General features: G+C 73.1%; 20 protein-coding genes. 9 read left to right on the forward strand and 11 right to left on the reverse strand.

The features are described 5' to 3' along the window. The 4 genes from CR470_RS21845 to CR470_RS21860 form a co-directional block, all read right to left on the reverse strand. The coding region (locus CR470_RS21845) for an MFS transporter (protein ID WP_107489491.1) at positions 1-1,183 on the reverse strand (1,183 nt) is incomplete at its 3' end. Further along, a complete protein-coding gene (locus CR470_RS21850; protein WP_097869246.1) occupies positions 1,183-2,610 on the reverse strand; it encodes a CitMHS family transporter in 1,428 nt (475 codons plus the stop codon). The genes CR470_RS21850 and CR470_RS21845, both read right to left, overlap by 1 nt. A gap of 135 nt (positions 2,611-2,745) precedes the next feature. Then, the gene (locus CR470_RS21855) at positions 2,746-4,950 is read right to left on the reverse strand and encodes a molybdopterin-dependent oxidoreductase (protein WP_097869247.1); all 2,205 of its coding nucleotides are present in this window, start codon (positions 4,948-4,950) and stop codon (positions 2,746-2,748) included. Positions 4,951-5,105: 155 nt separating this feature from the next. Next, positions 5,106-5,726, reverse strand: coding sequence for a TetR/AcrR family transcriptional regulator (locus CR470_RS21860; RefSeq protein ID WP_097869248.1), 621 nt, complete (start codon positions 5,724-5,726; stop codon positions 5,106-5,108). Positions 5,727-5,927: 201 nt separating this feature from the next. Between CR470_RS21860 and hmgA the strand changes: the two genes are divergently transcribed. From hmgA to CR470_RS21880, 4 genes are all read left to right on the forward strand, one after another. Continuing rightward, positions 5,928-7,247, forward strand: coding sequence for a homogentisate 1,2-dioxygenase (gene hmgA, locus CR470_RS21865; RefSeq protein WP_097869249.1), 1,320 nt, complete (start codon positions 5,928-5,930; stop codon positions 7,245-7,247). A gap of 41 nt (positions 7,248-7,288) precedes the next feature. Beyond that, positions 7,289-8,140 carry a GntR family transcriptional regulator gene (locus CR470_RS21870; RefSeq protein ID WP_179892341.1) on the forward strand — a complete coding sequence of 284 codons (852 nt, stop codon included), beginning with the start codon at positions 7,289-7,291 and terminating at the stop codon, positions 8,138-8,140. A 71-nt stretch (positions 8,141-8,211) separates the two neighbouring features. Further along, complete coding sequence (locus CR470_RS21875) at positions 8,212-9,540, forward strand: type ISP restriction/modification enzyme (RefSeq protein WP_097869250.1); 1,329 nt, start codon at positions 8,212-8,214, stop codon at positions 9,538-9,540. A 69-nt stretch (positions 9,541-9,609) separates the two neighbouring features. After that, entirely contained in the window at positions 9,610-10,806 is a 1,197-nt protein-coding gene (locus CR470_RS21880) for a CaiB/BaiF CoA transferase family protein (protein ID WP_097869251.1), read from the forward strand. 44 nt (positions 10,807-10,850) lie between these two features. Here the strand turns inward: CR470_RS21880 and CR470_RS21885 are convergent, their stop codons facing one another. Together CR470_RS21885 and CR470_RS21890 are read right to left on the reverse strand one after the other, a co-directional pair. Beyond that, entirely contained in the window at positions 10,851-11,114 is a 264-nt protein-coding gene (locus tag CR470_RS21885) for a hypothetical protein (protein ID WP_003970092.1), read from the reverse strand. Between the two features lie 265 nt (positions 11,115-11,379). After that, positions 11,380-12,183 carry an SGNH/GDSL hydrolase family protein gene (locus tag CR470_RS21890; protein WP_097869252.1) on the reverse strand — a complete coding sequence of 268 codons (804 nt, stop codon included), beginning with the start codon at positions 12,181-12,183 and terminating at the stop codon, positions 11,380-11,382. Between the two features lie 235 nt (positions 12,184-12,418). Here CR470_RS21890 and CR470_RS21895 point away from each other — a divergent pair, with 235 nt between their 5' ends. Then, positions 12,419-13,513 (forward strand): DUF5925 domain-containing protein, encoded by a 1,095-nt coding sequence (locus CR470_RS21895; RefSeq protein WP_097869262.1) that lies wholly within the window; start codon positions 12,419-12,421, stop codon positions 13,511-13,513. A gap of 35 nt (positions 13,514-13,548) precedes the next feature. On the opposite strand, the gene CR470_RS21900 is transcribed toward CR470_RS21895, so the two are convergent. Next, complete coding sequence (locus CR470_RS21900; protein ID WP_097869253.1) at positions 13,549-13,923, reverse strand: GntR family transcriptional regulator; 375 nt, start codon at positions 13,921-13,923, stop codon at positions 13,549-13,551. Positions 13,924-13,993: 70 nt separating this feature from the next. Here CR470_RS21900 and CR470_RS21905 point away from each other — a divergent pair, with 70 nt between their 5' ends. Further along, positions 13,994-14,911, forward strand: coding sequence for a GNAT family N-acetyltransferase (locus tag CR470_RS21905; protein ID WP_097869254.1), 918 nt, complete (start codon positions 13,994-13,996; stop codon positions 14,909-14,911). Beyond that, entirely contained in the window at positions 14,895-15,404 is a 510-nt protein-coding gene (locus CR470_RS21910; protein ID WP_097869255.1) for a DUF402 domain-containing protein, read from the forward strand. The genes CR470_RS21905 and CR470_RS21910 overlap by 17 nt, the downstream gene beginning before the upstream one ends. A gap of 48 nt (positions 15,405-15,452) precedes the next feature. Here the strand turns inward: CR470_RS21910 and CR470_RS21915 are convergent, their stop codons facing one another. Genes CR470_RS21915 through CR470_RS21930 form a run of 4 tightly spaced genes read right to left on the reverse strand, consistent with a single transcriptional unit; the run spans position 15,453 to position 20,030 of the window. Next, a complete protein-coding gene (locus CR470_RS21915) occupies positions 15,453-16,946 on the reverse strand; it encodes a trifunctional class I SAM-dependent methyltransferase/NUDIX hydrolase/VOC family protein (RefSeq protein WP_097869263.1) in 1,494 nt (497 codons plus the stop codon). A gap of 13 nt (positions 16,947-16,959) precedes the next feature. After that, positions 16,960-18,486 carry a tripartite tricarboxylate transporter permease gene (locus CR470_RS21920; RefSeq protein ID WP_097869256.1) on the reverse strand — a complete coding sequence of 509 codons (1,527 nt, stop codon included), beginning with the start codon at positions 18,484-18,486 and terminating at the stop codon, positions 16,960-16,962. Positions 18,487-18,489: 3 nt separating this feature from the next. Continuing rightward, positions 18,490-19,050 (reverse strand): tripartite tricarboxylate transporter TctB family protein, encoded by a 561-nt coding sequence (locus CR470_RS21925; RefSeq protein ID WP_097869257.1) that lies wholly within the window; start codon positions 19,048-19,050, stop codon positions 18,490-18,492. After that, positions 19,047-20,030 carry a Bug family tripartite tricarboxylate transporter substrate binding protein gene (locus CR470_RS21930; RefSeq protein WP_097869258.1) on the reverse strand — a complete coding sequence of 328 codons (984 nt, stop codon included), beginning with the start codon at positions 20,028-20,030 and terminating at the stop codon, positions 19,047-19,049. The genes CR470_RS21925 and CR470_RS21930 overlap by 4 nt, the downstream gene beginning before the upstream one ends. Before the next feature lie 115 nt (positions 20,031-20,145). Between CR470_RS21930 and CR470_RS21935 the strand changes: the two genes are divergently transcribed. Both CR470_RS21935 and CR470_RS21940 read left to right on the forward strand, forming a co-directional pair. Beyond that, complete coding sequence (locus CR470_RS21935) at positions 20,146-20,832, forward strand: response regulator (protein ID WP_257138872.1); 687 nt, start codon at positions 20,146-20,148, stop codon at positions 20,830-20,832. A 164-nt stretch (positions 20,833-20,996) separates the two neighbouring features. Beyond that, the coding region (locus CR470_RS21940; protein WP_097869260.1) for a lytic polysaccharide monooxygenase auxiliary activity family 9 protein at positions 20,997-21,998 on the forward strand (1,002 nt) is incomplete at its 3' end.

A 21,998-nucleotide genomic window follows, 5' to 3' on the forward strand; every position in this document is an offset into this window, starting at 1 on the left:
TACGGCCGTCGCCGCGCAGGCCGAGTCCCGCCGCGCCGAGCAGCAGCACGCCGAGCAGCGCGAACGGGGCCGCCCCTCCCACCGCGCCCGCGGTCAGCCCCGCCGCGGCGGGGGCGGCGACCTGGCCGAGCCGGTTACCGGTCAGCCGGAGCGCGAGCGCGGTGGAGCGGGCCCGGTCGGGGGCTGCCCGGACCACGGTGGTCATGGACAGCGGCTGGCCGACGCCGAGGCAGAAGCCGAGCACGGGGAGCATGACGGCGAGGACCGGGACCGACACGGGGAGGGCGACGCCCGCGCAGAGGAACCCGGCGAGCAGGCAGCTGACGGTCAGCAGGGCCCTGCGGCCCAACAGCCGCAGCAGCGGCGTCATCACCAGCCGGCAGGCGATCGTGGCGGCGGCCCGCAGGCTCAGCAGCAGCCCGACGGTGGCCGGGGCGATGGAGCGGTGCTCGCCGACGACCGGCAGGTAGGCGGTGAGGATGTCGGTGGCGGACAGCACCGCCATGCTGATGAAGATGCCCGCGGGGACGCCGCGCGCGCCCAGGATCGCGCGGACCGGGACCTTGCCCCCGGGCTTCGGGGCTGCGCCGGTCGCCCGGCGGTGCTCGATGCGCCAGAGCGAGGCGAGGGCGACGGCGGCGACCGCGGCCGATACGAGGAGGGCCGACGCGCTCGTGCGGCCCAGCGCCCCGCCCTGCCCGGAGATGAGCGCGCCCGCGGCGACCGGGCCGATGAGCTGGCCGAGCGAGGCCCCGATGGTGAAGTGCCCGAAGTCGCGGTCCTGTTCGCCGGGCGCGGACTGCCGGGCCACGATCGACTGCGCTCCGATCACGAAGCACAGGTGGCCGAGGCCCATCACCCCGCTCCAGGCGGCCATCGCGGGCAGCGAGGAGACGATGCCGCTGAGCGCGCAGCCGCCGGAGATCAGGAGCACGCCGAGCGGCAGCAGGGGCGCGCAGCGGCCGTGGTCGGTGCGGCGGCCGAGCGGCACGGCGACGAACAGCGGGAGCAGGGCGTAGACCCCGGCGATGACGCCGACGGCCGCTTCTTCCGCACCCAGCGCGAGGGCCCGGTAGGAGACGGCGGGCCGCGCCATCGACACCGCCCCCTGCGCGAGGGCGAAGGCGATGACGAGGCGCAGCAGCCAGCCCCTGCCGGGCCCGGTTCGCGGTTCGGGTGTCATTACATGATGCCGAAGAGGAGGCCCGCCCCGAGCACCACGAGCGAGGTGAGCACGGCCCACTTGACGGTAAAGCGGGTGTGGTCGCCGAACTCGACCTTCGCCATGCCGACGAGGACGTACACGGCGGGCACGAGCGGCGACGACATGTGCAGGGCCTGACCGGCCAGGGAGGCGCGCGCGATCTCCAGCGGCGAGACCCCGTGGGCCGCGCCGGCCTCGGCGAGGACGGGGAGGACGCCGAAGTAGAAGCCGTCGTTGGACATGAAGTAGGTGAGCGGCAGGCTGAGCAGGCCGGTGACGAGGGCCATGTGCGGACCCATCGCGTCGGGGACCGCGCCGACGACCCAGTCGGCCATGTTCTCGACCATGCCGGTGCCGGTGAGGACCCCGGTGAAGACGGCGGCGGCGAAGACCATGCCGGAGACGTTGAGGACGTTGTCGGCGTGCGCGGCGATCCGGGCCCGCTGGTCGGGCATGTGGGGGAAGTTGACGGTGAGCGCGAGGGCGGCGCCGAGCAGGAAGAGCACCGGGATCGGCATCAGTTCCATGATCATCGCCGTCAGCAGGGCGGCGGTGAGTCCGGCGTTGAACCAGTAGAGCTTCGGGCGGAGCGTGGACCGGTTCGGGTCGAGGCCCTGGAACCCGTCGTCGTCACCGTCCGCGGGGTCGGCGTCGGCGCCGGCCCCCGTACCGCCCGCGGAGGCGGAGACGCCCTTGCGGAGGCGGTCGCCGCCGCCCGTGCCGGAGCCGCCCGCGCCGGTGGTCACCGTCTCCGGCTCCGGCTCCCGGGCGAGCGCTTCGTCGAGCGTGAGCATGCCCAGGCGCTTGCGTTCCCGGCGGCCGAGCACGTACGCCAGAACGAAGACGGCGAGCAGCCCCATGGCCAGCGCCGGGATCATCGGCACGAAGATCTCGGAGGCGTCCAGCTTGAGGGCGGTGGCGGCGCGGGCGGTGGGGCCGCCCCAGGGGAGGGTGTTCATGACGCCGTTGGCGGTGGCCGCGACGCCGGTCATGACGACCAGACTCATCTTCAGGCGCTTGTAGAGGGGATACATCGCCGAGACGGTGATCATGAAGGTGGTGGAGCCGTCGCCGTCCAGCGAGACGATCGCGGCGAGCAGCGCCGTACCGACGACGATGCGCATCGGGTCGGCCTGGCAGAACTTCAGGATGCCCCGGACGATCGGGTCGAACAGGCCGACGTCGATCATCACGCCGAAGTAGACGATGGCGAACATCAGCATGGCCGCGGTGGGCGCGAGGTTGCCGACGCCTTCGATGACATAGTCGCCGAGCTGCGCTCCCTGTCCGACGGCGACACAGAACAGTGCGGGGATCAGTACCAGCGCCGCGATCGGCGACATCTTCTTCGTCATGATCAGGACCAGGAAGGTCGCGATCATGGCGAAGCCGAGGATTGTCAGCATGGGGGATACCTAACGTTCATCCTTGAACTCCCACCGGTCTCGGCGGTCCGGATGACGTTAGGGGTGCTCTCGCGGCGTTAACAAGATGTTGACGTGTGAGCAATACGAGCAAAACCCCAGGTCAACACGGTGCTGTTAGGGGGCGGGGGTCACCGAGACCGGAATGGCGTTCAGCACGGCGGTGCCGGACAGCGGATCCAGGAGCGTGCCGTCGAGCAGTTGGTTCACGTTCGCCCCCGGGTGGGCGGCGGCGACTGTCATACGGGTGCCGGGGCGGTTGTGACCCCACCCGTGCGGCAGGCTCACCACCCCGCTGCGCACGGTGTCGGTGATCTCGGCGGGGGCCTCGATCCCGCCGCCCGACGACTCGATCCGGGCGGTGGCCCCGTCCACGAGCCCGAGGCGGGCCGCGTCGTCGGGGTGGATCTGGAGGGTGCAGACGTTGGACCCGCCGGTGAGCGAGCCGATGTTGTGCATCCAGCTGTTGTTGGAGCGCAGATGGCGGCGGCCGACGAGGACGAGCGGGGCGGGCCGGTCGCCCAGCGCCCGGCGCAGGCGCGGCAGATCGGCGGCGATCGGCTCCGGCAGCAGTTCGACGCGGCCGGAGCGGGTGCGCAGGATCTCCGGGACGCGGGGTTTCAACGGGCCGAGGTCGATGCCGTGCGGGTGGGCGAGGAGCTGCTCCAGCGTCAGCCCGTACGGGCCGAGGCGCAGCATGAGGTCGAGGCGGCGTTCGGGACCGCTCTCGCCGGTGAGTTCGGCGGCCCGCTCCTTCGGGGCCCCGGCCCGGGTGAGAGCGGTGCCGATGGCCAGGTCGTCGACGGCGGAGGGCGGCGCGCCGTGCATGCCGCTCACCGCGAGGATCAGACGGGCGTGGAGCTCGCTCTCGTCCATCCGCCCGTCCTCCAGCGGCACGGCGGCGCGGGTGTAGCGGACATGGTTGTGGACGGCGAAGTTGTTGAGCGCGAAGTCGAAGTGGGCGCTCTGCGAGGGCGGCGGCGGGGGCAGCACCACGTCGGCGTGCCGGGAGGTCTCGTTCAGGTACGGGTCGACGCTGACCATGAAGTCGAGCCCGTCGGCGAGGGCCGCGTCGAGGCGGTCGCCGTCGGGCGCGGAGAGTACGGGGTTCGCGGCGATGACCACCAGGGCGCGGATGCGGCCCTCCCCCGGGGTGTCGATCTCCTCGGCGAGGGCGGCGATGGGCAGTTCGCCCTTGGCCTCGGGGTGCCCGGAGACCCGGCTCGACCAGCGTCCGAGCGCGAAGCCCTTGCCCGGGGCGGCTTTACGCGTCCCGGGTTCGGCGGGCCGTGGGGCGCGCGCGGTCGCGGAGAGCGGGAACAGCGCGCCGCCGGGCCGGTCGAGGTTGCCGGTGAGGATGTTGAGGACGTCCACCAGCCAGCTGGCGAGGGTGCCGTGCTCGACGGTGCAGCTGCCGACACGCGCGTAGACGGCCGCGGTGGGGGCGGCGGCGAGTTCGCGGGCGATGGCGGTGATGGTGTCCGCGTCCACGTCGCAGGCGGCGGCGACGGCGTCCGGGGTGAAGTCGGCCAGTGCGGCGGTGAGTTCGTCGATGCCTTCCAGGTGTCCGGCGAGCGGACCGGGGTCGGCGAGCTTCTCCGTCAGGAGGGTGTGCGCGAGCGCGGCCAGCAGAAGGGCGTCCGCGCCGGGCCGGATCGCGACGTGCCGGTCGGCGAGGCGCGCGGTGCGGGTGCGGCGCGGGTCGATGACGGTGAGGGTGCCGCCGCGCCCGCGCAGGGCCTTGAGCCTGCCGGGGAAGTCGGGGGCGGTGCAGAGACTGCCGTTGGACTCCAGCGGGTTGGCGCCGATGAGGAGGAGGTGGTCGGTGCGGTCGAGGTCCGGTACGGGGATGGCGTGGGCGTCGCCGAAGAGCAGACCGCTGGAGACGTGCTTGGGCATCTGGTCCAGGGTGCTCGCGGTGAACACGTTGCGGGTGCGCAGGGCCCCGAGCAGCAGCGGCGGGTAGAGCGAGCCCGCCATCGTGTGCACGTTGGGGTTGCCGAGGACCACGCCGACGGCCTGGGGCCCGTGGGTCTCCACCAGGGCCGGTATCCGTGCGGCGATCAGGTCGAACGCCTCGCTCCAGGCGGCCTCGCGCAGCTCCCCGTCGGCGCCGCGCACGAGGGGGACGCGCAGCCGGTCGGGGTCGGCGTCGAGCCCCCCGAAGGAGGCCCCTTTGGGGCAGATGAAGCCCCGGCTGAAGATGTCGTCACGGTCACCGCGCGCACCGGTGACGGTGGTTCCCTCGATGGTGAGGGTGAGGCCGCAGGTGGCCTCGCAGAGGGGGCAGATACGCGGTGCGGTGCGGGTTTCGTGGGACATGGGCCCTCCCGGGGGCGGCTGCGGCGACGGCACGCGGACATGGGCCGGGCAGGCGTGGGAGCCCCGGCACGGGCGAGCATACCGACCGGTACGCACGGCGGGGAGGTGTTGCGCGGAGGAGAAGGCGGGCCGACCCGCCGACCAGGGCCTCTCGTTCAGTCGAGCGTCTGGGCGAGGTAGGACCTGACCAGGGTCCGCGTCTCGGCGACGATGGCCGCGTCCCCCGACGGCTCGGTGCGGAACGCCAGTTGGAGGAGCGCGTCGGCGGCCTCGACGCTCACCAGGATCGCGCGGGACAGCCCCTCGTCGGGCCGGCGGCCGAGGTGGCCGGCGAGCAGTACGGCGAGCCGGTCCGCCAGACGCCTGTTGGCGTCGCCCGCCGCGCCCTCGGCCGGGAACGGCGGCCCGAAGTCGACGAGCGCGAAGCCGGGGACGCTTCGCTTCATCGCCAGGTACTCGTCGAGCACCGCGTCGATGGCGGCGCGCCAGTCGGCGGCGGGGAGGTCCGCGAGCCGGGCGGCGATGCGGTCGGCGTAGGTGTCCAGGTTGCGCAGCGCGAGGGCGTCGACGAGAGCCCGCTTGTTGGAGAAGAACCGGTAGACGGAGCCGATGGGCACGTCGGCGCGCTCGGCGACGGCCCGGGTGGTGAGCTGCTCGTAGCCGGTCTCGTCGAGGAGGCCGGCGCAGGAGTCGAGTATCCGGGCCAGCCGGTCGGCGCTGCGCTGCTGCACGGGGGCGCGGCGGAGGTTCGGGGTGACATGGGGCACGGGCCCCATGATGCCGTGCCCTCCAGGCCCTGTCGTCACACTCCCGCCTGCCCCGCGGCGCCCTGCACGCACTCTCGCCGCGAAGGGCCCGTACAGGACACGAATGGCGCGATGTATGCCGTTGACGTGCCCCCCTCCTATTCCTACGGTAGTACATAGGATTCGCCGTCCGGTGGATCCGAGGACTTTCTTGGGCACCGGGAGTGCGGGATGAGCGCGATCGACCAGGCGAGGAAGGCGGCCGAGGGGCTGACGTATTCCTCGGGCTTCGGCAACGAGCACGGGTCCGAGGCGGTTCCCGGAGCGCTGCCGCACGGCCGCAACTCCCCCCAGCACGCCCCGCTCGGGCTGTACGCGGAGCAGGTGAGCGGCTCCGCCTTCACCGAGCCTCGTGCGGACAACCGCCGCTCCTGGCTCTACCGGATCCGCCCCTCGGCCGCCCACCCGGCCTTCACCCGCATCGACAACGGGAACCTGCGCTCGGCGCCCTTCACCGAGACGGTGCCGGACCCGAACCGGCTGCGCTGGAACCCGCTGCCGGATCCCGTGCCCGGCACGGACTTCCTGAGCGGCCTGTGGACGCTCGGCGGCAACGGCGACGCCGCGCAGCGCGCGGGCATGGCGATCCATCTGTACAACGCCGACTCCTCGATGACCGACCGCGTGTTCAGCGACTCCGACGGCGAGCTGCTGATCGTCCCCGAGCGCGGCGGACTGCTGCTGCGCACCGAACTGGGCCTGCTGCGCGTCGAGCCGGGCCATGTCGCGCTGGTCCCGCGCGGTATCCGCTTCCGGGTGGAGCTGCTGGAGGAGACCGCGCGCGGATACGTCTGCGAGAACTACGGCCGCCCGTTCGCGCTGCCCGACCTCGGCCCGATCGGCGCCAACGGCCTGGCGAACGCCCGGGACTTCCTCGCGCCCGTCGCCGCGTACGAGGACCACGAGGGCCCGGTGGAGGTGGTCAACAAGTTCTGCGGGAACCTCTGGTCGGCGACGTACGACCACTCGCCGCTCGACGTGGTGGCCTGGCACGGCAACCACACCCCGTACGTCTACGACCTGCGCCGGTTCAACGTGATCGGCACGATCAGCTACGACCACCCCGACCCGTCGATCTTCACGGTGCTGACCTCGCCGTCCGACACCCCGGGGCTGGCCGGGGTGGACTTCGTCGTCTTCGCCCCGCGCTGGCTGGTCGGCGAGGACACCTTCCGCCCGCCGTACTTCCACCGCAACGTGATGAGCGAGTACATGGGCCTGATCGACGGGGCGTACGACGCGAAGGCGGACGGCTTCGTCCCGGGTGGCGGCTCGCTGCACAACATGATGTCGGCGCACGGCCCGGACCGGGAGACCTTCGACCGGGCGAGCGCGGCGGAGCTGAAGCCGCAGAAGATCGACGACGGCCTGGCCTTCATGTTCGAGACCCGCTGGCCGGTCACGGCGACCGCGCAGGCGGCCGCCGCCGGACACCTGCAGCACGGCTACGACGACGTGTGGCAGGGTCTGAGCCGCAACTTCCGGCCGTAGACGGCGGAAGGCCGGAAGGGACGGGCGGGGGCGGGGACGACGTGACAGAGAGCCAGGAGAGAGCCGGGGCGGACGCCCGGGGGACCGAGGGGGACGGCGCGGCCGGGGACGCCGCGGACGCCCGGCCGGCCCCGGTGCCGCACCCGCCCGCCTTCGCCCCCGACTCCCTCGTCCTGAACCGGAAACTGCCTCTCTGGTACCAGGTCTCCCAGTCCCTGAGGGCCTCCGTGCTGGGACGCCCCCAGGACGCCTCCGCCCGGCTGCCCACCGAGGAGCAGCTCGCCGCGCACTACGGGGTCAGCGTGCTCACGATGCGCCAGGCGCTCAAGGAGCTGGAGGCGGAGGGGCTGATCAGCCGGCACCGGCGGCGTGGGACGTTCATCGAGCCGCGCGCCCGGCGGGTCTCCCCGGTCCGGCTGCTGGGCTCGGTCGACGCGATCGTGGCCCAGCAGTCCGGGGAGGCGACGACCGTTCTCGGCCACGGCCCGACGGCGGTGCCCGGTGATCTCGCCGAGTTCTTCCCGGGCTGCGCCGAGGTGACCTGCTACCGGCGGCTGCGCCGCGACGGGGAGAGCGACGAGCCCACCAACTGGGCGGAGAACGCGGTCCGTCCCGACATCGCCGCCCGGATCGACGTGGCCGACCTCGAACGCTGGCCGATGACCAAGGTCCTGCGCGACGTCGTCGGGGTGAGGATCTCCCGGATCACCGACACGGTGGAGGCCCGGCTCGCCGACCCGGTCACCGCCGAGCTGCTCCAGGTCCCGCTGCTCAGCCCGATCCTGCACTACACGGGCGTGACGTACGACGAGGAGGGGCGCGTGGTGGACGTGGCCCGGATCCGCTACCGGGGCGACCGGTTCTCCTTCTCCGTGACGGTGGAGGCCCACTGACCCCGCCCCACGGGCGCGCCGCCCGCCGTTACGATGCGAAAGGGTCACGGCGGACAGGGGAGGACGGGCAGGTGACAGCGCACGGGACAGCGGCGGCCGGCGGCGACGGGAACGCCCGGTCCTCGCCTCCGGGGACGCCCCGGCCGCCAAACGGGCTCCCGTCGCAGGACGGGCTCCTGTCGTTGGACGAGCTGATGCCGTGGTCCGTGCGGCCGCTGCGGACCGGCCGCGCCTGGGTGAGCGGCCCCGACCCCGTGGCGCTCCGGGCCCGCTGGGAACGGCTGGCCGCCGCCGACGCCGCCGAGCAGGAGCGGCTGTTCGTGCCCACCCGCTCCCGTACGCCGCACACCTCGGTCGCCGCCCTGCCCGGCCGGTCCGCCGGAACGGGCCGCTTCGCCCGGGCCCCGGGCCCCTGCCCCGACCCCGTACGGATCCTGCACGGCCCCTACGACGAACAGTGGCTGCTCCCCGACCACCGGCTGATCGACGCGGCCCGTCCGGAGCTGTGGCGGGTCGCCGACGGGCGGCAGCTCTTCGCGGTCGAGCACAGCGCCGCACCCGAGGATGCCGGGCCCGCCCTGTCCGTGACCGCGCTGCTGCCCGACGGGCACTCCCCCGCCGGGCGGCCCGGCCGGATCAGGCCGCTCTACCGCAGGCCCGGCGGCACGGAACCCAACCTGGCGCCGGGGCTCCTGGATCTGCTGCGCGGGCGGCTCGACGGCGCGGCGGAGCCGGACGCGTTCACCCCGGAGGCGGTGCTGGCCTGGGTCCTGGCCGCCGCCCGGCCCTCCGCCACCGGCCCCCGGGTCCCGTTGCCGGCCGACGCGGAGGTGTGGTCGTCGGGGGTGGCGCTCGGCCGGGAGCTGATGCGGCTCCAGTTGCGCGGGTCCCGGGGCGGGGAGCGCCCCCGGCTGCCGGGCGGGCGCAGGCCCTATGTGCGGGCGGCCCTCCCGGCCCGTCCCACGGAGCTGGTCCATGAGTCCGGGGACGAGGCGCTGGTCGTCGGCGACGGCCGGATCTCGCCGGTGCCCGCGGCGGCCTGGGAGTTCACGGTGGGCGGGGCGCGGGTGCTGGAGCTCTGGTTCGGCCGCCGGGCCGCCGCGGCGACGGGCCGGGGGCCGGACGGGGCGCCCCCGGGCGGTCTCGACCCGGTCGGTGCGCGCGGCTGGCCCCGGGAGTGGACCTCGGAGCTGCTCGAACTCATCACCGTGCTCGCTCTGCTGGACGGCACGGCGGTGCCCCGGAAGGGGCTGTGGGCGGCGCTGGAGGCGGGACCGCTGATCGGGCCCGCCGAGCTGCGGGCTGCCGGGGTGCTGCCGGTGCCGCCCCCGGCACGGCGTCCCGCGTCGGTGCTCGGGCACCAGGAGGAGGGCCCGGAGGGGCAGTTCGCGCTGCTGTAGCGGCCGGCCGGGGAGTCCGCGGGGCGGCCGGAGGTGGCCAAAGCGCCGGTCAGGGGGTAAGCACGGGTCATGAACACCTTGCCACTTCCCCTCGACGGCATCACCGTGGTGGCCGTCGAGCAGGCGGTCGCCGCCCCCTTCGCCACCCGCCAGCTCGCCGACCTCGGAGCCAGGGTCATCAAGGTGGAGCGCCCGGACGGCGGCGACTTCGCGCGCGGCTACGACACGGCGGCGCGCGGTCTCGCCTCGCACTTCGTCTGGTGCAACCGCGGCAAGGAGTCTCTCGCCGTCGATCTGAAGGATCCGCGCGGACTGGCGGTGGTCCGCGAACTCGTCGCCGGGGCCGATGTGTTCGTCCAGAATCTGGCCCAGGGGGCGGCGGCCCGGCTCGGGCTCGACGCCGCTTCGCTCTGCGCGGCGCACCCACGCCTGGTGGCGGTCGACATCTCCGGCTACGGCGCGGAGGGACCGTACGCGCACAAGCGGGCCTACGACATGCTCGTGCAGTGCGAGGCCGGCCTGGTCTCGGTGACGGGGACGGCGGACCGGCCGGTGAAGGCGGGCATTCCCGCGGCGGACATCGCGGCGGGGATGTACGCGTTCTCCGGGGTGCTCGCGGCGCTGCTGCGGCGGGCGAACACCGGGCGGGGCGGCCCGGTGGAGGTCTCCATGCTGGGCGCGCTGGCCGAGTGGATGGGTCACCCGCTGCACCAGGGGACGCACGGCTCCGCTCCCCCGGCGCGCACCGGCCTCGCGCACTCGGTGATCGCCCCGTACGACGCCTACGTGACGGCCGACGGGGAGCAGGTGCTGCTGTCCGTGCAGAACGACCGGGAGTGGCGGCGGCTGGCGGAACAGGTGCTCGTGCGGCCCGAGTTGGCGGACCACCCGGACTTCGCGACGAACGCGGCACGCACCGCGCACCGGGAGCGGACCGACGAGGTGGTGGGCCGGGCGCTGGCGGGCCTGACGGGGCGGGAGGCGCTGGCCTGTCTTGAGGCGGCGGGCATCGCCTGTGCCCGGCTGAACACGGTGGCCGATGTGGCGGCGCATCCGCAGCTCGCGGCACGGGACCGGTGGCGGGAGGTGGGGTCACCGGTGGGGCCGTTGCGGGCGCTGCTGCCGCCGATCACGCTGCCGGGGAGCGAGGAGGCACGGATGGGTGCCGTACCGGCGCTGGGTGAGCACACCGATGCGCTGCTGCGAGCCGTGGGGATGACGGACGAGCAGACATCGGTGCTGCGCCGGGACGGGGTGATCGTCTGAACCGTCCCGGGCGGCGGGCCGGTCCGGACGGGCGACGCCGTGGGTCAGCGGCGGCTGCCGAAGAGCGAGCGCCGCAGTCGCCGCAGCGGCGCGAAGAGCGACACGCGTGCGCTCCTGCTCCTGCGGGTGTGCGCGGCATCGCGCGAGGTCAGCTCACGCATGAGCAGCGTCGCTTCCGCCGACTCGCGCTGCGGGACGACAGGGCCGCCGAGCACCGCGAGATGGCGGTCGAGGCGCGTACTGGTCGCACCGCTCCCGCATGTGATGGCAGGCACACGCGGCCTGCTTCGCACCGTTATCTGTTCCATGTCACTCCCCACCCGTACAAGGGCACCCGGTCCGGGCAGGTTAACCCTATCGTCCCGCGGTGACACCCGTGTATCCCGGCCACAGGATTACGCACACACATACGGAGGTTGACGCCTCGTTACCGAATCCGCGCGATTCCAGGGCGACTTCGGGCCGTTCGGGTGGTTCGCGCGGTTCGGAGGGCTCGCCCGGTCGCCCCCCACGCATGCCGCGTGGGGGACGGCGGGTGGCGGAACGCTCCGGCCGGAAGCGCCGGGCCTCCGGTCAGAGAGCGGAGTTGAGGACCGGAAGATAGCCGCCCGACTGTCCGGCGGCGGTGGGGTGGTAGGACTCACCGATATTGAGCCAGTTCACGCTGTGCAGCCAGGAGTTGCCCGAGCAGATCTCGTGACCGGCGAAGGTCGTCCTGACGTCGCCGAAGGTGAAGCCGTGGTCCGCCGCACGCTTGGCGGTGGCCGTGTTCAGGTGGTCGGACGCCCCGTTGATGGCGGAGCGCTCCTTCTCGCTCAGACCGGCGATGCAGCCGCCGCCGAGCTGGTAGAAGCGGGGGTAGCCGAGGACGACGACCTGCGCGGAGGGGGCCTTGGAGCGGATGGCCGTGTACACGGAGTCGAGCCTGCCGGGCAGGGTGGAGTCGACGTAGGCGCGGGCGGTGGCGATCCGGCTGAGGCAGGTGGCCTCGGACTGCAGGACACAGGTCGTCATGACGTCGGCGAAGCCGGCGTCGTTGCCGCCGACGGAGATCGAGACGAGGTCGGTCGAGGCGTTCACCCGGCCGAGCTGACTGCCCGTGACGTCGCCGGTCCGGGCGCCGGAACAGGCGGCGAAGTCGAACGAGGAGGGGGAGTTGGCGGCCGCCCAGAGGGCGGGGTGGGCGCGGCTGCTGCGCTTGCAGCTGGAGCCGTCGTAGCTGCCGGCCCCGACGCCGGAGGAGTACGAGTCACCGAGGGCGACGTAGTCGACGGCCGCGGCGGACGAGTCGGCGTTCGCGACCCCCGCACCGGTGAGGGCCAGAGCGGCGCCGAGCAGGAGAGAGGACGAGAACGCCACGAGTCTGGACATTTTCATGGGACCTCCTTGAGCAGGGGATATCGACCTACTCCGTAGTAGCAGCACCCACCCCGCATTGGAAGTGTTCATGCCAAAAATAGGGATGGCGTGCTTCCGTCCGCCCCCGAAGGTTCAACGGGCGCTCCTTGACGTTCCGCTGTCGCTCCGTCGTTTTCCGACGCGCCGTCGGCCGGGCACGCGAGCCTGCGAAACCCGGGTGCACGGGGACATCCCGTGGCGGATCATGGGCGCCATGCCTGACTCCCCCGAATCCGCTCTGCCGATCCGGCTCACCGTCGACGACAGCGATTCACCGTCCGATGTCGTCGACGCGCTCTTCCTCGGCCGCTTCACGACGGGCGAGCAGCCGTACTCGCACAGCTCCTCCCTCGACCGGGTCAAGTCCGGGGCGACGCTGCTGCCGCCGGACGCCACGGTGCTGCGGACCGCCCGCGACGACGACCGCAGCGCGACGCTCGCGGAGGGCGAGGGCTGGACCCTGCTGGCATCCCGGTGGAACCGGGGCGCGGACGTCACCGTCACCGCGACCAGCGAGGAACTGGCGGAGAAGGTCCTCGGCCAGGCCATGGACGGGGCGCAGGACGAGCCGGAGCCCCAGCCCGACAACGTGACCATGGGCTTCTGGTACGTCTCCCCGCGCCGCGGCCCGTACCGCACCACCCGCCGGATCACCGCCGGAAGCTGGGACGAGGTCCGCCCCAACTACACCGCGCCGGTGGCCGATGCGATGGGCCGGCTGATGAAGGTGACGCCGGACGCCATCGCGGGCCGGCTGCTCCTGCTGCACGGCCCGCCCGGCACCGGCAAGACGTCCGCGCTGCGCACCCTGGCCCGTTCCTGGCGCGACTGGTGCCAGGTCGACTGTGTGCTGGACCCCGAGCGGCTCTTCAACGACGTCGGCTATCTGATGGACATCGCGATCGGCGAGGACGACGGCACGGCGAAGGGGCGGTGGCGGCTGCTGCTCCTGGAGGACTGCGACGAGCTGATCCGCGGCGAGGCCAAGCACACGGCGGGCCAGGCCCTGTCCCGGCTGCTGAACCTGACGGACGGCCTGCTGGGCCAGGGCCGCAACGTGCTGGTGGGGGTCACCACCAATGAGGACCTGGAGCGGCTGCACCCGGCGGTCGTACGGCCCGGCCGCTGTCTGGCCAGGATCGAGGTCGGCCCGTTGACCCGTCAGGAGTCGGTGTCCTGGCTGGGCACGGACGAAGGGGTGGGCCGGGAGGGCAACTCCCTCGCCGAGCTGTACGCGCTGCGCCGGGGCATCGGCCCCGCCTCGGTGCCGAAGCAGGACGAGGGGGCCGACGCGGGGCTGTACCTGTAACAGCCGGTCGGCCGCTCCGCGCCCCGCGTGACGCTTCAGTCCCCGTACGCGACGCGCACCGCGTCCTCGGCCAGCGACAGGGCCTGCTGCCGGGTGAGGCCGAGCCGCTCGGCGGTCTCCGCGTACACCCGCGCGGCGGTCGCGGCCCGCTGTCCGGCCGCTCCCCCGGCGGCCGCGACGAAGGTTCCGTTACGCCCCCGGGTCTCGATCACCCCGTCCGCTTCCAAGGCCCGATAGGCCTTGGCGACGGTGTTGGCGGCGAGGCCCAGCTCCTCGGCGAAGCCGCGTACGGTCGGGAGCCGGTGGCCGACGGGAAGCGCGCCGGAACGGGCCAGTTCGGAGAGCTGGGTGCGCAGTTGCTCGTACGGCGCGATGCCGGAGTCCGGGTCGAGGACGATCTTGTCAGTCACGGGCCGATTCTCCCCCACCGGCGGAAAAAGGGGAGGCGTTCGGGGCGCGACTGCGCATACGGTCCACCGCATGACTGTGATCGTGCGCGATTTCCGGCCGTCCGACGCGGAGGCGTGGACCCGTTCCCGCCGGGCCTCGGTCCCCTGGATGGTGGCCACCCCCGAACAGGTCGTCCACGACCTGGCACACGCCCATCCGGACCGGCACTACCGGCTGCTGGTCGCCGAGGAGGACGGGGAGATCATCGCCACGGCGCAGGCGGGCATCGCCCACGAGAGTCCGGAGCCGGGGCAGGGGTACTTCACGCCGCAGACGCTGCCCGGCCGCACCCACCGTGGCGCGGGTTCGCTGCTGCTGCGCACGGCGGAGGAGCACCTGGCCGAGGCCGGGGCCACGGTCCTGTACGCGTGGGTCCTGGACAACCCGGAGAGCCTGGAGTTCGCCCGTAAGCGGGGGTACCGGCCCAGCCGCTCCGCGCACTTCCAGCACCTGGACCTCGCGGGCGGCACCCTGCCTCCGCGTCAGGAGCTGCCGGCCGGCGTCGAGCTGCGGCCGGGCTCCGACTTCGCCGACGATCCCCGGCCGCTGTTCCGGGCCGACGCCGAGGTGACGGCGGACGAGCCGGGCGACATCACCTCGCGGATGGACGACTACGAGGACTGGCTGACGAACATCTGGCGACACCCGGCCTTCGACCAGGGGCTCACCTCGGTGGCGCTGGTGGACGGGAAGGTGGCGTCGTTCAGCGCGGCCACCACCGACGGCCTGCGGACGTATCTGAGCTCCATGACCGGCACTCTGCGGGACTTCCGGGGCCGGGGCCTGGCGAAGCTCGCGAAGAACGACTCGCTGCACCGGGCGCGGGCGGCCGGATACACGGACGCCTACACCTCCAACGACACCGGCAACGGCCCGATGCTGGCCGTCAACCAGTGGTTCGGCTACACGGTCTGCGCGACGGAGGTGCGCCATGTCCGCACCCTCTGAGCCCCGCGCGGACCGTACGCAGGGCCTGGTCGTCGCCCTGTCCAAGGCCGGCCGCACCAAGATCAGGTATCCGGCGGAGCTGGTCCGGGACGACGGCGTCCGCGTCACCGTCCGGGCGCCGTGGGCCGCGCCCGGGGCGCGGGACTTCGGCTTCGTCCGGTTCGAGCCGGGGGACGTCTTCACCGAGCACTACTGGCGGGACCGGTGGTTCGCGGTGAAGGAGGTCCGCGCCGGCGACGGCGGGCTCAAGGGCTGGTACTGCGACATCACCCGGCCCGCCGTGCTCGCGGACGGGGTGCTGGCGGTCGAGGACCTGGACCTGGACCTGTGGGTCTCGGCGGACGGCGCGACGGTCCTGCGGCTGGACGAGGACGAGTTCGCCGAGAGCGGCCTGGCCGGGCGCGATCCGGCGGCGGCCGGGGCGGCGGTCCGGGCCCTCACCGAGCTGGAACGCCTGGCCCGGACCGAGGGGCTGACCGGCCTGCTCGGCTGAATACCCCGTCAGGCACGGGGGCGGGACCCGGACGAACCGCCGGGCGGCTCAGGGGCGGGGCCGGGACTCGGCGACGAGTTCCACCTCGTACCCCGCCGGGTCCTCCAGATAGGCGGCGCAATGCCCCTCGCCGCCCGCGTACGGGTGGCGGTCGGGGAACAGCAGCCGCCAGCCGTACGCCGGGGCCTCGGCCGTCAGGGCGTCCAGGGCGGCCCGGTCCGCGACGTGGAATGCCAGGTGGTTGAGCCCGGGGCGGCGGCGGTCGTGTCCGCCGGCGGCCAGGTCGGGAGACTGCTCCAGCACGACGTACGCGTCACCGCGCCGCCAGCTGCGGCCCTGGGCCCAGCGCTGGTACGGGACATGGCCGAGCCGGCCCAGCAGCCAGCCCCAACCGCGCTCCGCCTCCGCCAGGTCCGCCACCCACAGCTCGATGTGGTGCACCCGCCCGGTGATCCGCTCGGCGGCGGGCAGCGGGACGGCGCGGCCGGCGCCGCCGGGAACGTACGCGACCGGCTCCCCGTCCCGGTGCCAGTGGATCATGAAGTGCTCGCCCGCCCGGTATCCGTCCAGGCCCGCACGGCAGTACGCGACCATGTCGTCCGGCAGGGCGGCCAGCGGGAACCAGGCCAGCTCGGAGCACTTCTCCGGCTCCGCGTTGCGCGGCGGGCGGGCCGGGTCGTACTCCGCGACGAAGAACCAGCCCATGCGCGCCCCGCCGCCGGGGCCCCGGTGCTGCATCACGAGGGCCACCCGCAGCTCCTCGGGCTCCAGAGCGAGGCCGATCTCCTCGGCGGCCTCCCGGATCATCGCCTCGCGGACGTCCTCGCCGTCCTCCGCGTGGCCGGAGGGCATGTGGAGCAGCCCGTCCGCATAGCCGGTGTCGGAACGGCGGGCCAGCAGGACGTCCGGGCCGCGGCGCAGGATCAGATGGACGTCGACGACCTCGGTGTGCCGGTGGGGCGGCATCGCGCGGGCGACCAGCGCATAACGCTCGTCGTCGACCTCCTTGCCCCACAGCCGGGAGTCGGGGGCCAGGTCCTCGTGGTGGACGCGCTCGGTGTGCGCGGAGAGCAGGGCGGTGAGCGCGGTGGCGGACAGGCCGGCGCCGCCCCACACCCCCTCGACGAGAACGAGCCGCCCGCCCGGCTTCAGCAGGCCGAACCAGTGCTCCAGGGCCGCCGCCGGGTCGGGCAGCAGCCAGATGACGTGCCGGGCCACGACGACGTCGAACGCCCGCTCCCCGACCGGGGGCCGGGCGGCGTCCCCGACGAGGACCTCCGCACCGGTCCCGGCGAGCTTGGCACGGGCCCGGTCGGCCATGCGGGGCGAGCGGTCGACGGCGGTGACGCGGTGCCCCTGGCCCGCGGCGAGCAGCGAGAGGCTGCCGGTGCCGCACCCCAGGTCCAGCACGTCGGCGCGGGTGCCGGGCAGCCAGCCCTCCAGCCGCCCGGCCCAGGCATCGCGCACCACCGGGTCGAGGAGCCCGTGGTCGGGCTCCTCGTCGAAGGATCCGGCGGCCGCGTCCCAGTCGATCGTGGTCATGGTGCCGATACTCTCAGCCGCCACCGACCGTGCGGGACTCCTCTGCCGTCTTGCGGCCACCGCGCGGCCGTACGATCCGGCCGATCAGCGGCCAGGCCACGATCAGCACCACGATCGCGTAGACGGTGACGGAGAACGGGGTGTTGACCAGGCCGGTCACACTGCCGTCGCTGATCTGGAGCGCGCGGCGCAGCTGCTGTTCGGCGGCCGGGCCGAGGATCACCCCGATGACGGCGGGCAGCACCGGCAGTCCGTAGCGCCGCATCCCGAACCCGATCAGCCCGATGATCAGGAGGATCACCAGGTCGAGGGACTCGCCGCCGACCGCGTACGCGCCGACGGCGGCGAAGAAGAGGATGCCCGCGTACAGATAGGGGCGCGGGATCCGCAGGAGCTTCGCCCAGACGGGGGCGAGCGGCAGGTTGAGGGCGAGCAGCAGCACCATGCCGACGAAGAGCGAGGCGATGAGGCCCCAGACCAGCTCCGGTTCGCGTTCGAACAGAAGGGGGCCCGGCTGGATTCCGTACTGCTGGAAGGCGGCCAGCATCACGGCGGCGACGGCGGTGGTGGGCAGCCCGAGCGTGAGCATCGAGACAAGGGTTCCGGCGGCGGAGGCGGAGGCGGCGGCCTCGGGCCCGGCGACGCCTTCGATGGCCCCCTTGCCGAACTGGTCGCGGTGCTGGGAGAGCCGCTTCTCGGTGACGTAACTGAGGAAGGTGGGGATCTCCGCGCCGCCCGCCGGGATCGCCCCGAAGGGAAAGCCGATGACGGGGCCGCGCAGCCAGGGCTTCCAGGTGCGCCTCAGGTCGGCGCGGCCGAGCCACGGCCTGCCGACGGGGATCGGCTTTCCGGTGGAGCGGCGCAGGTGGGCGGCGACCCAGAGAGCTTCGCCGATCGCGAAGAGTCCGACCGCGACGATGACCACGTCGACGCCGTCGGCCAGTTGGAGCGAGCCGAAGGTCAGGCGCTGCTGGCCGGTCATCTGGTCAAGGCCGACGAGTCCGATGGTGAGGCCGATGAGGAGCGAGGCGATGCCGCGGATGCGGGAGGCGCCGAGGACGGAGGTGACGGCGATGAAGGCCAGCACCATGATGGCGAAGTAGTCGGGCGCGCCGATGCCGATGGCGAGGGAGGCGACGGTCGGGGCGAGGACGACCAGCAGAATCGTGCCGATCATGCCGCCGGCGAAGTGACCGATCGCGGCGGCGGCGAGCGCCTGGGCGCCGCGTCCGCCCTTCGCCATCGGGTTGCCCTCGATCGCGGCGACCACGGCCGCGCTCTCCCCGGGGGTGTTGAGGAGGATCGAGGTGGTGGAGCCGCCGAACATGGCGCCGTAGTAGATCCCGGCGAACATGATGAACGCGCCGGTCGGGTCGAGTCCGTACGTCACGGGGAGCAGCAGCGCCACGGCCATCGCCGGGCCGATGCCGGGGAGCACGCCGATCGCGGTGCCGAGCAGGACGCCGATCGCGGCCCAGAGCAGGTTCATCGGGGTGAGCGCGGTACCGAAGCCGTCGATGAGGGAGTTGAGGGAATCCATCGGTCAGAGCACCCCCATCAGCGGGCCGCCCGGAAGGGGGACACCGAGCAGGTTGTCGAAGACGAAATAGGTGGCGAGGGAGATGCCGGCCGCGATGAGCGGGTCCCGGCCGTGGTGCCGGCTGCCGAGCGCGTAGGCGGAGCCCCAGAAGAGCAGCGCCCCGGCGATCGGGAAGCCCAGCGGGTCGATCAGGACGGCGGTGCCGAGGAAGACCCCGGTGAGCAGGAGCACGGTGCGCCAGTCGGCCGGTTCGTCGAGGTCGACGTCCTCGCCGCCCTCCGCCTCGCCACGTCCGCCGCGCAGGACGTCGCCGGCGAGCAGGACGGAGATGAGGAGGAACAGACCGCCGATGACGAAGGGGACCGTCCGGGGGCCGACGGGGCCGCGCTGGGCGATGTCGACGCTCATGGTGAAGGCGTCGGTGAGGACGAGCACGCCGAGCGCGAACAGCAGGACGCAGACGCCGAGTTCGGAGTGCTCGCGCAGCCAGGAGAGGACAGTGCTCTCCTCCTGTTCGGCTTCGGCGCTCGGCTGTCCCGCGGCGTCGGTGGGTTCGGTGGTCACAGCCCCAGCTCCTTGAGAACGGTGGCGACACGCTGGTTCTGCTCGTCGAGGAAGTCGCCGAAGGGTTCGCCGATGAGGAGGGCGTCGTCCCAGCCGTTCTTCTCCATCGACTCCTTCCACTGCTTCGAGCCGTGGACTTCGCGGATGAGGCCGGTGAGCTTGTCGCGTTCGGCCGGCGAGAGGCCGGGCGGGGCGACGACGCCGCGCCAGTTGGTGAACTCGGTGTCGAGTCCCGCTTCGCGCAGGGTGGGGGCGTCGAGGCCCGGCACCCGCTTCGGACCGGTCACGGCGAGCAGCCGCAGCTCGCCCGCCTCGATCTGGTCGCGGTACTCGCCGAGGCCGGAGACCCCGAAGCCGACCTTGTCGCCGAGGATGGAGGCGAGGAGTTCGCCGCCGCCGTCGAACGGGACGTAGTTGACCGTCCTCGGGGAGATGCCTGCCGCCTGCGCCATGAGCATCGGGGCGAGGTGGTCCGGGCCGCCGGGCGAGGAGCCGCCGCCGACCGGGACGCGGCCCGGGTCCTTCTTCCAGGCGGCGAGCAGGTCGGCGATGGTCCGGTACGGGGAGTCCTTGGAGACGACGACGATGTCCGGCTCCTCGGTGAGCCGGGCGATCGGGGTGGTGTCGGCCAGCGTGCTCGGGGACTTGTTGGTGTGGACGGCTCCGACGACGCCGAGACCCATGGAGAGCGCGAGCTTGCCGTTGCCGTGTTCGCCGACGAGCCGGGTCAGGCCGACCGTTCCGCCGGCGCCCGGCAGGTTGAACACCTCGATGTTGTGGGTGAGTCCGGCGTCCTCGGCGTTCTTGGCCAGGGTGCGCGCGGTGATGTCGTAGCCGCCGCCGGGTGTGTTGGGGACCATGAAGCGGAGCCCGGGAATCTGGGTGCCGGTGTCGGCACCGTCACCGGTGGACAGCAGCGGTGGCCCCACCACCACCAGCAACGCGGCCCCGAACAGGGCGAGGAGAGTGCGCATTCGCACAGGTTCCGCCTTTCGCTGTGAAGTGGCCCACATGTTGCCTGCGCGTGAAGAAGCTGTCTCTCTTCCGGTACCAACGGACGTTGTGGTCATTGCGGTCGCCGCCTAGCGTGGCGGCGTGACAACAGTGCTGGTGGTGGACGACGACTTCATGGTCGCGAAACTGCACAGCCGCTACGTGTCCGCCATGGACGGCTTCGCGGTCGTCGGGGTGGCGCACAACGGGGCCGACGCCTTGCGTGCGGCCGAGCGGCTGCGCCCCGATCTGGTGCTGTTGGACATCTATCTGCCCGATATGGACGGGATCGGGGTACTGCGCGCCTTGCGCGCGGCGGAGGAGCAGGACGCGTCGCGCCCCAGCGCGGACGCCCTGTTCATCACGGCGGCCCGGGACGCGGGGGTGATCCGGGCGGCGCTGCGGGCGGGGGCCCTGCACTACCTGATCAAGCCGTTCAGCCGGTCCGCGCTCCAGGAGCAGATGCGCCATGTCGCCTCGCTGCGCACCCGCCTGGACAAGCTGGGAGAGGCCCGCCAGGAGGACGTCGACCAGATCTTCGGCACCCGCCCGCCCGGCTCGCGCGAGCTGCCGAAGGGCCTGGCCGCACCCACGGCCGAGCTGGTGGAACGTGCCCTGCGCGACCACCCCGAGGGACTGTCGGCGTCGGAGTGCGCCGAGGTGGGGGCGCTGTCCCGGGTGAGCGCCCGCCGCTACCTGGAGTTCTTCGCCGGAACGGGCCGGGCCGAGGTGACCCTGCGCTACGGAGGCACGGGCCGGCCGGAGCGCCGCTACCGCTGGACGGGGTGAGGCGGCACGCGGCGCCGGGGCTGTCTGAGCCCACGCCTAACCCTTCCTTAAGACGACCATAAAGATCGTCACCACCCCCTCCCATCAGGCCTTTTCTCCCTTCCGAGCGGCTAGCTTGCTGAGCGCCACCCTCACAGCTGTGCCGTCTCGAAGGAGATCCATCCATGACCGCTCGTCGCAAGGCCGCCGGTGTCCTCGCCCTCGGTTTCGCACCGCTCGCACTGGCCGGGCTGGCCTCCGCCCCGGCCGTCGCGCACGGTTCGCTCACCGACCCGGTGAGCCGGGTGTCCGCGTGTTTCGCGGAGGGGCCGGAGAGCCCCGCGTCGGCGGCGTGCCGGGCGGCGGTCGCGGCGGGCGGGACCCAGGCGCTGTACGACTGGAACGGGGTGAACATCGCCAACGCGGCGGGAAAGCACCGTGAGCTGATCCCGGACGGCAAGCTGTGCAGCGCGGCCAACGACAAGTTCAAGGGGCTCGACCTCCCGCGCGCCGACTGGCCGGCCACCGCGATGTCGGCCGGCGAGCACACGTTCCGGTTCCGTGCGACGGCCCCGCACAGGGGCTCGTTCGAGCTGTACCTCACCAAGCCGGGGTACGACCCCACGAAGCCGCTGGCCTGGTCGGACCTGGAGGCGAAGCCCTTCGCCGAGGCCACCGACCCGGTGCTGGAGAACGGCTCGTACGTCTTCGACGGGACCGTCCCCGAGCGCTCCGGGCGGCAGCTGGTCTACACGGTCTGGCAGCGCTCCGACTCCCCCGAGGCGTTCTACGCCTGCTCCGACGTGACGTTCGGCGGTGCTTCGGCCGGCGGGGGAGCGGAGAAGGAGGAGGGGCAGCAGGGGTCCGGAGACGACTCCGGCGCCGAGGCCCCGGCCCCCTCCGCCCCGTCCGAGGACGCGATCGCCGCGGGTTCCGAGAAGTCGTCGGTCGAGCACAACGGCCACGGGGACGGCGACGCGAACACCGGGGCGAAGGTCACCGCCGCCGCCCCGGCCGCCCCGGCGGAGAAGGCTGAGGGCAACGCCCCGCAGGCGAACGCGGCGGGCTCGGACGAGGTGCTGGCCGAGACGGGGGGCTCCAGCGACAGCACCTACCTGGTGATCGGGGGCGCCGGGGCGCTCGCCGCCGGGGCTGCCGTGCTGTTCGCCTGTCTCTTATACACATCT

Source organism: Streptomyces sp. rh34, from assembly GCF_002551245.1.
Lineage (GTDB): Bacteria > Actinomycetota > Actinomycetes > Streptomycetales > Streptomycetaceae > Streptomyces.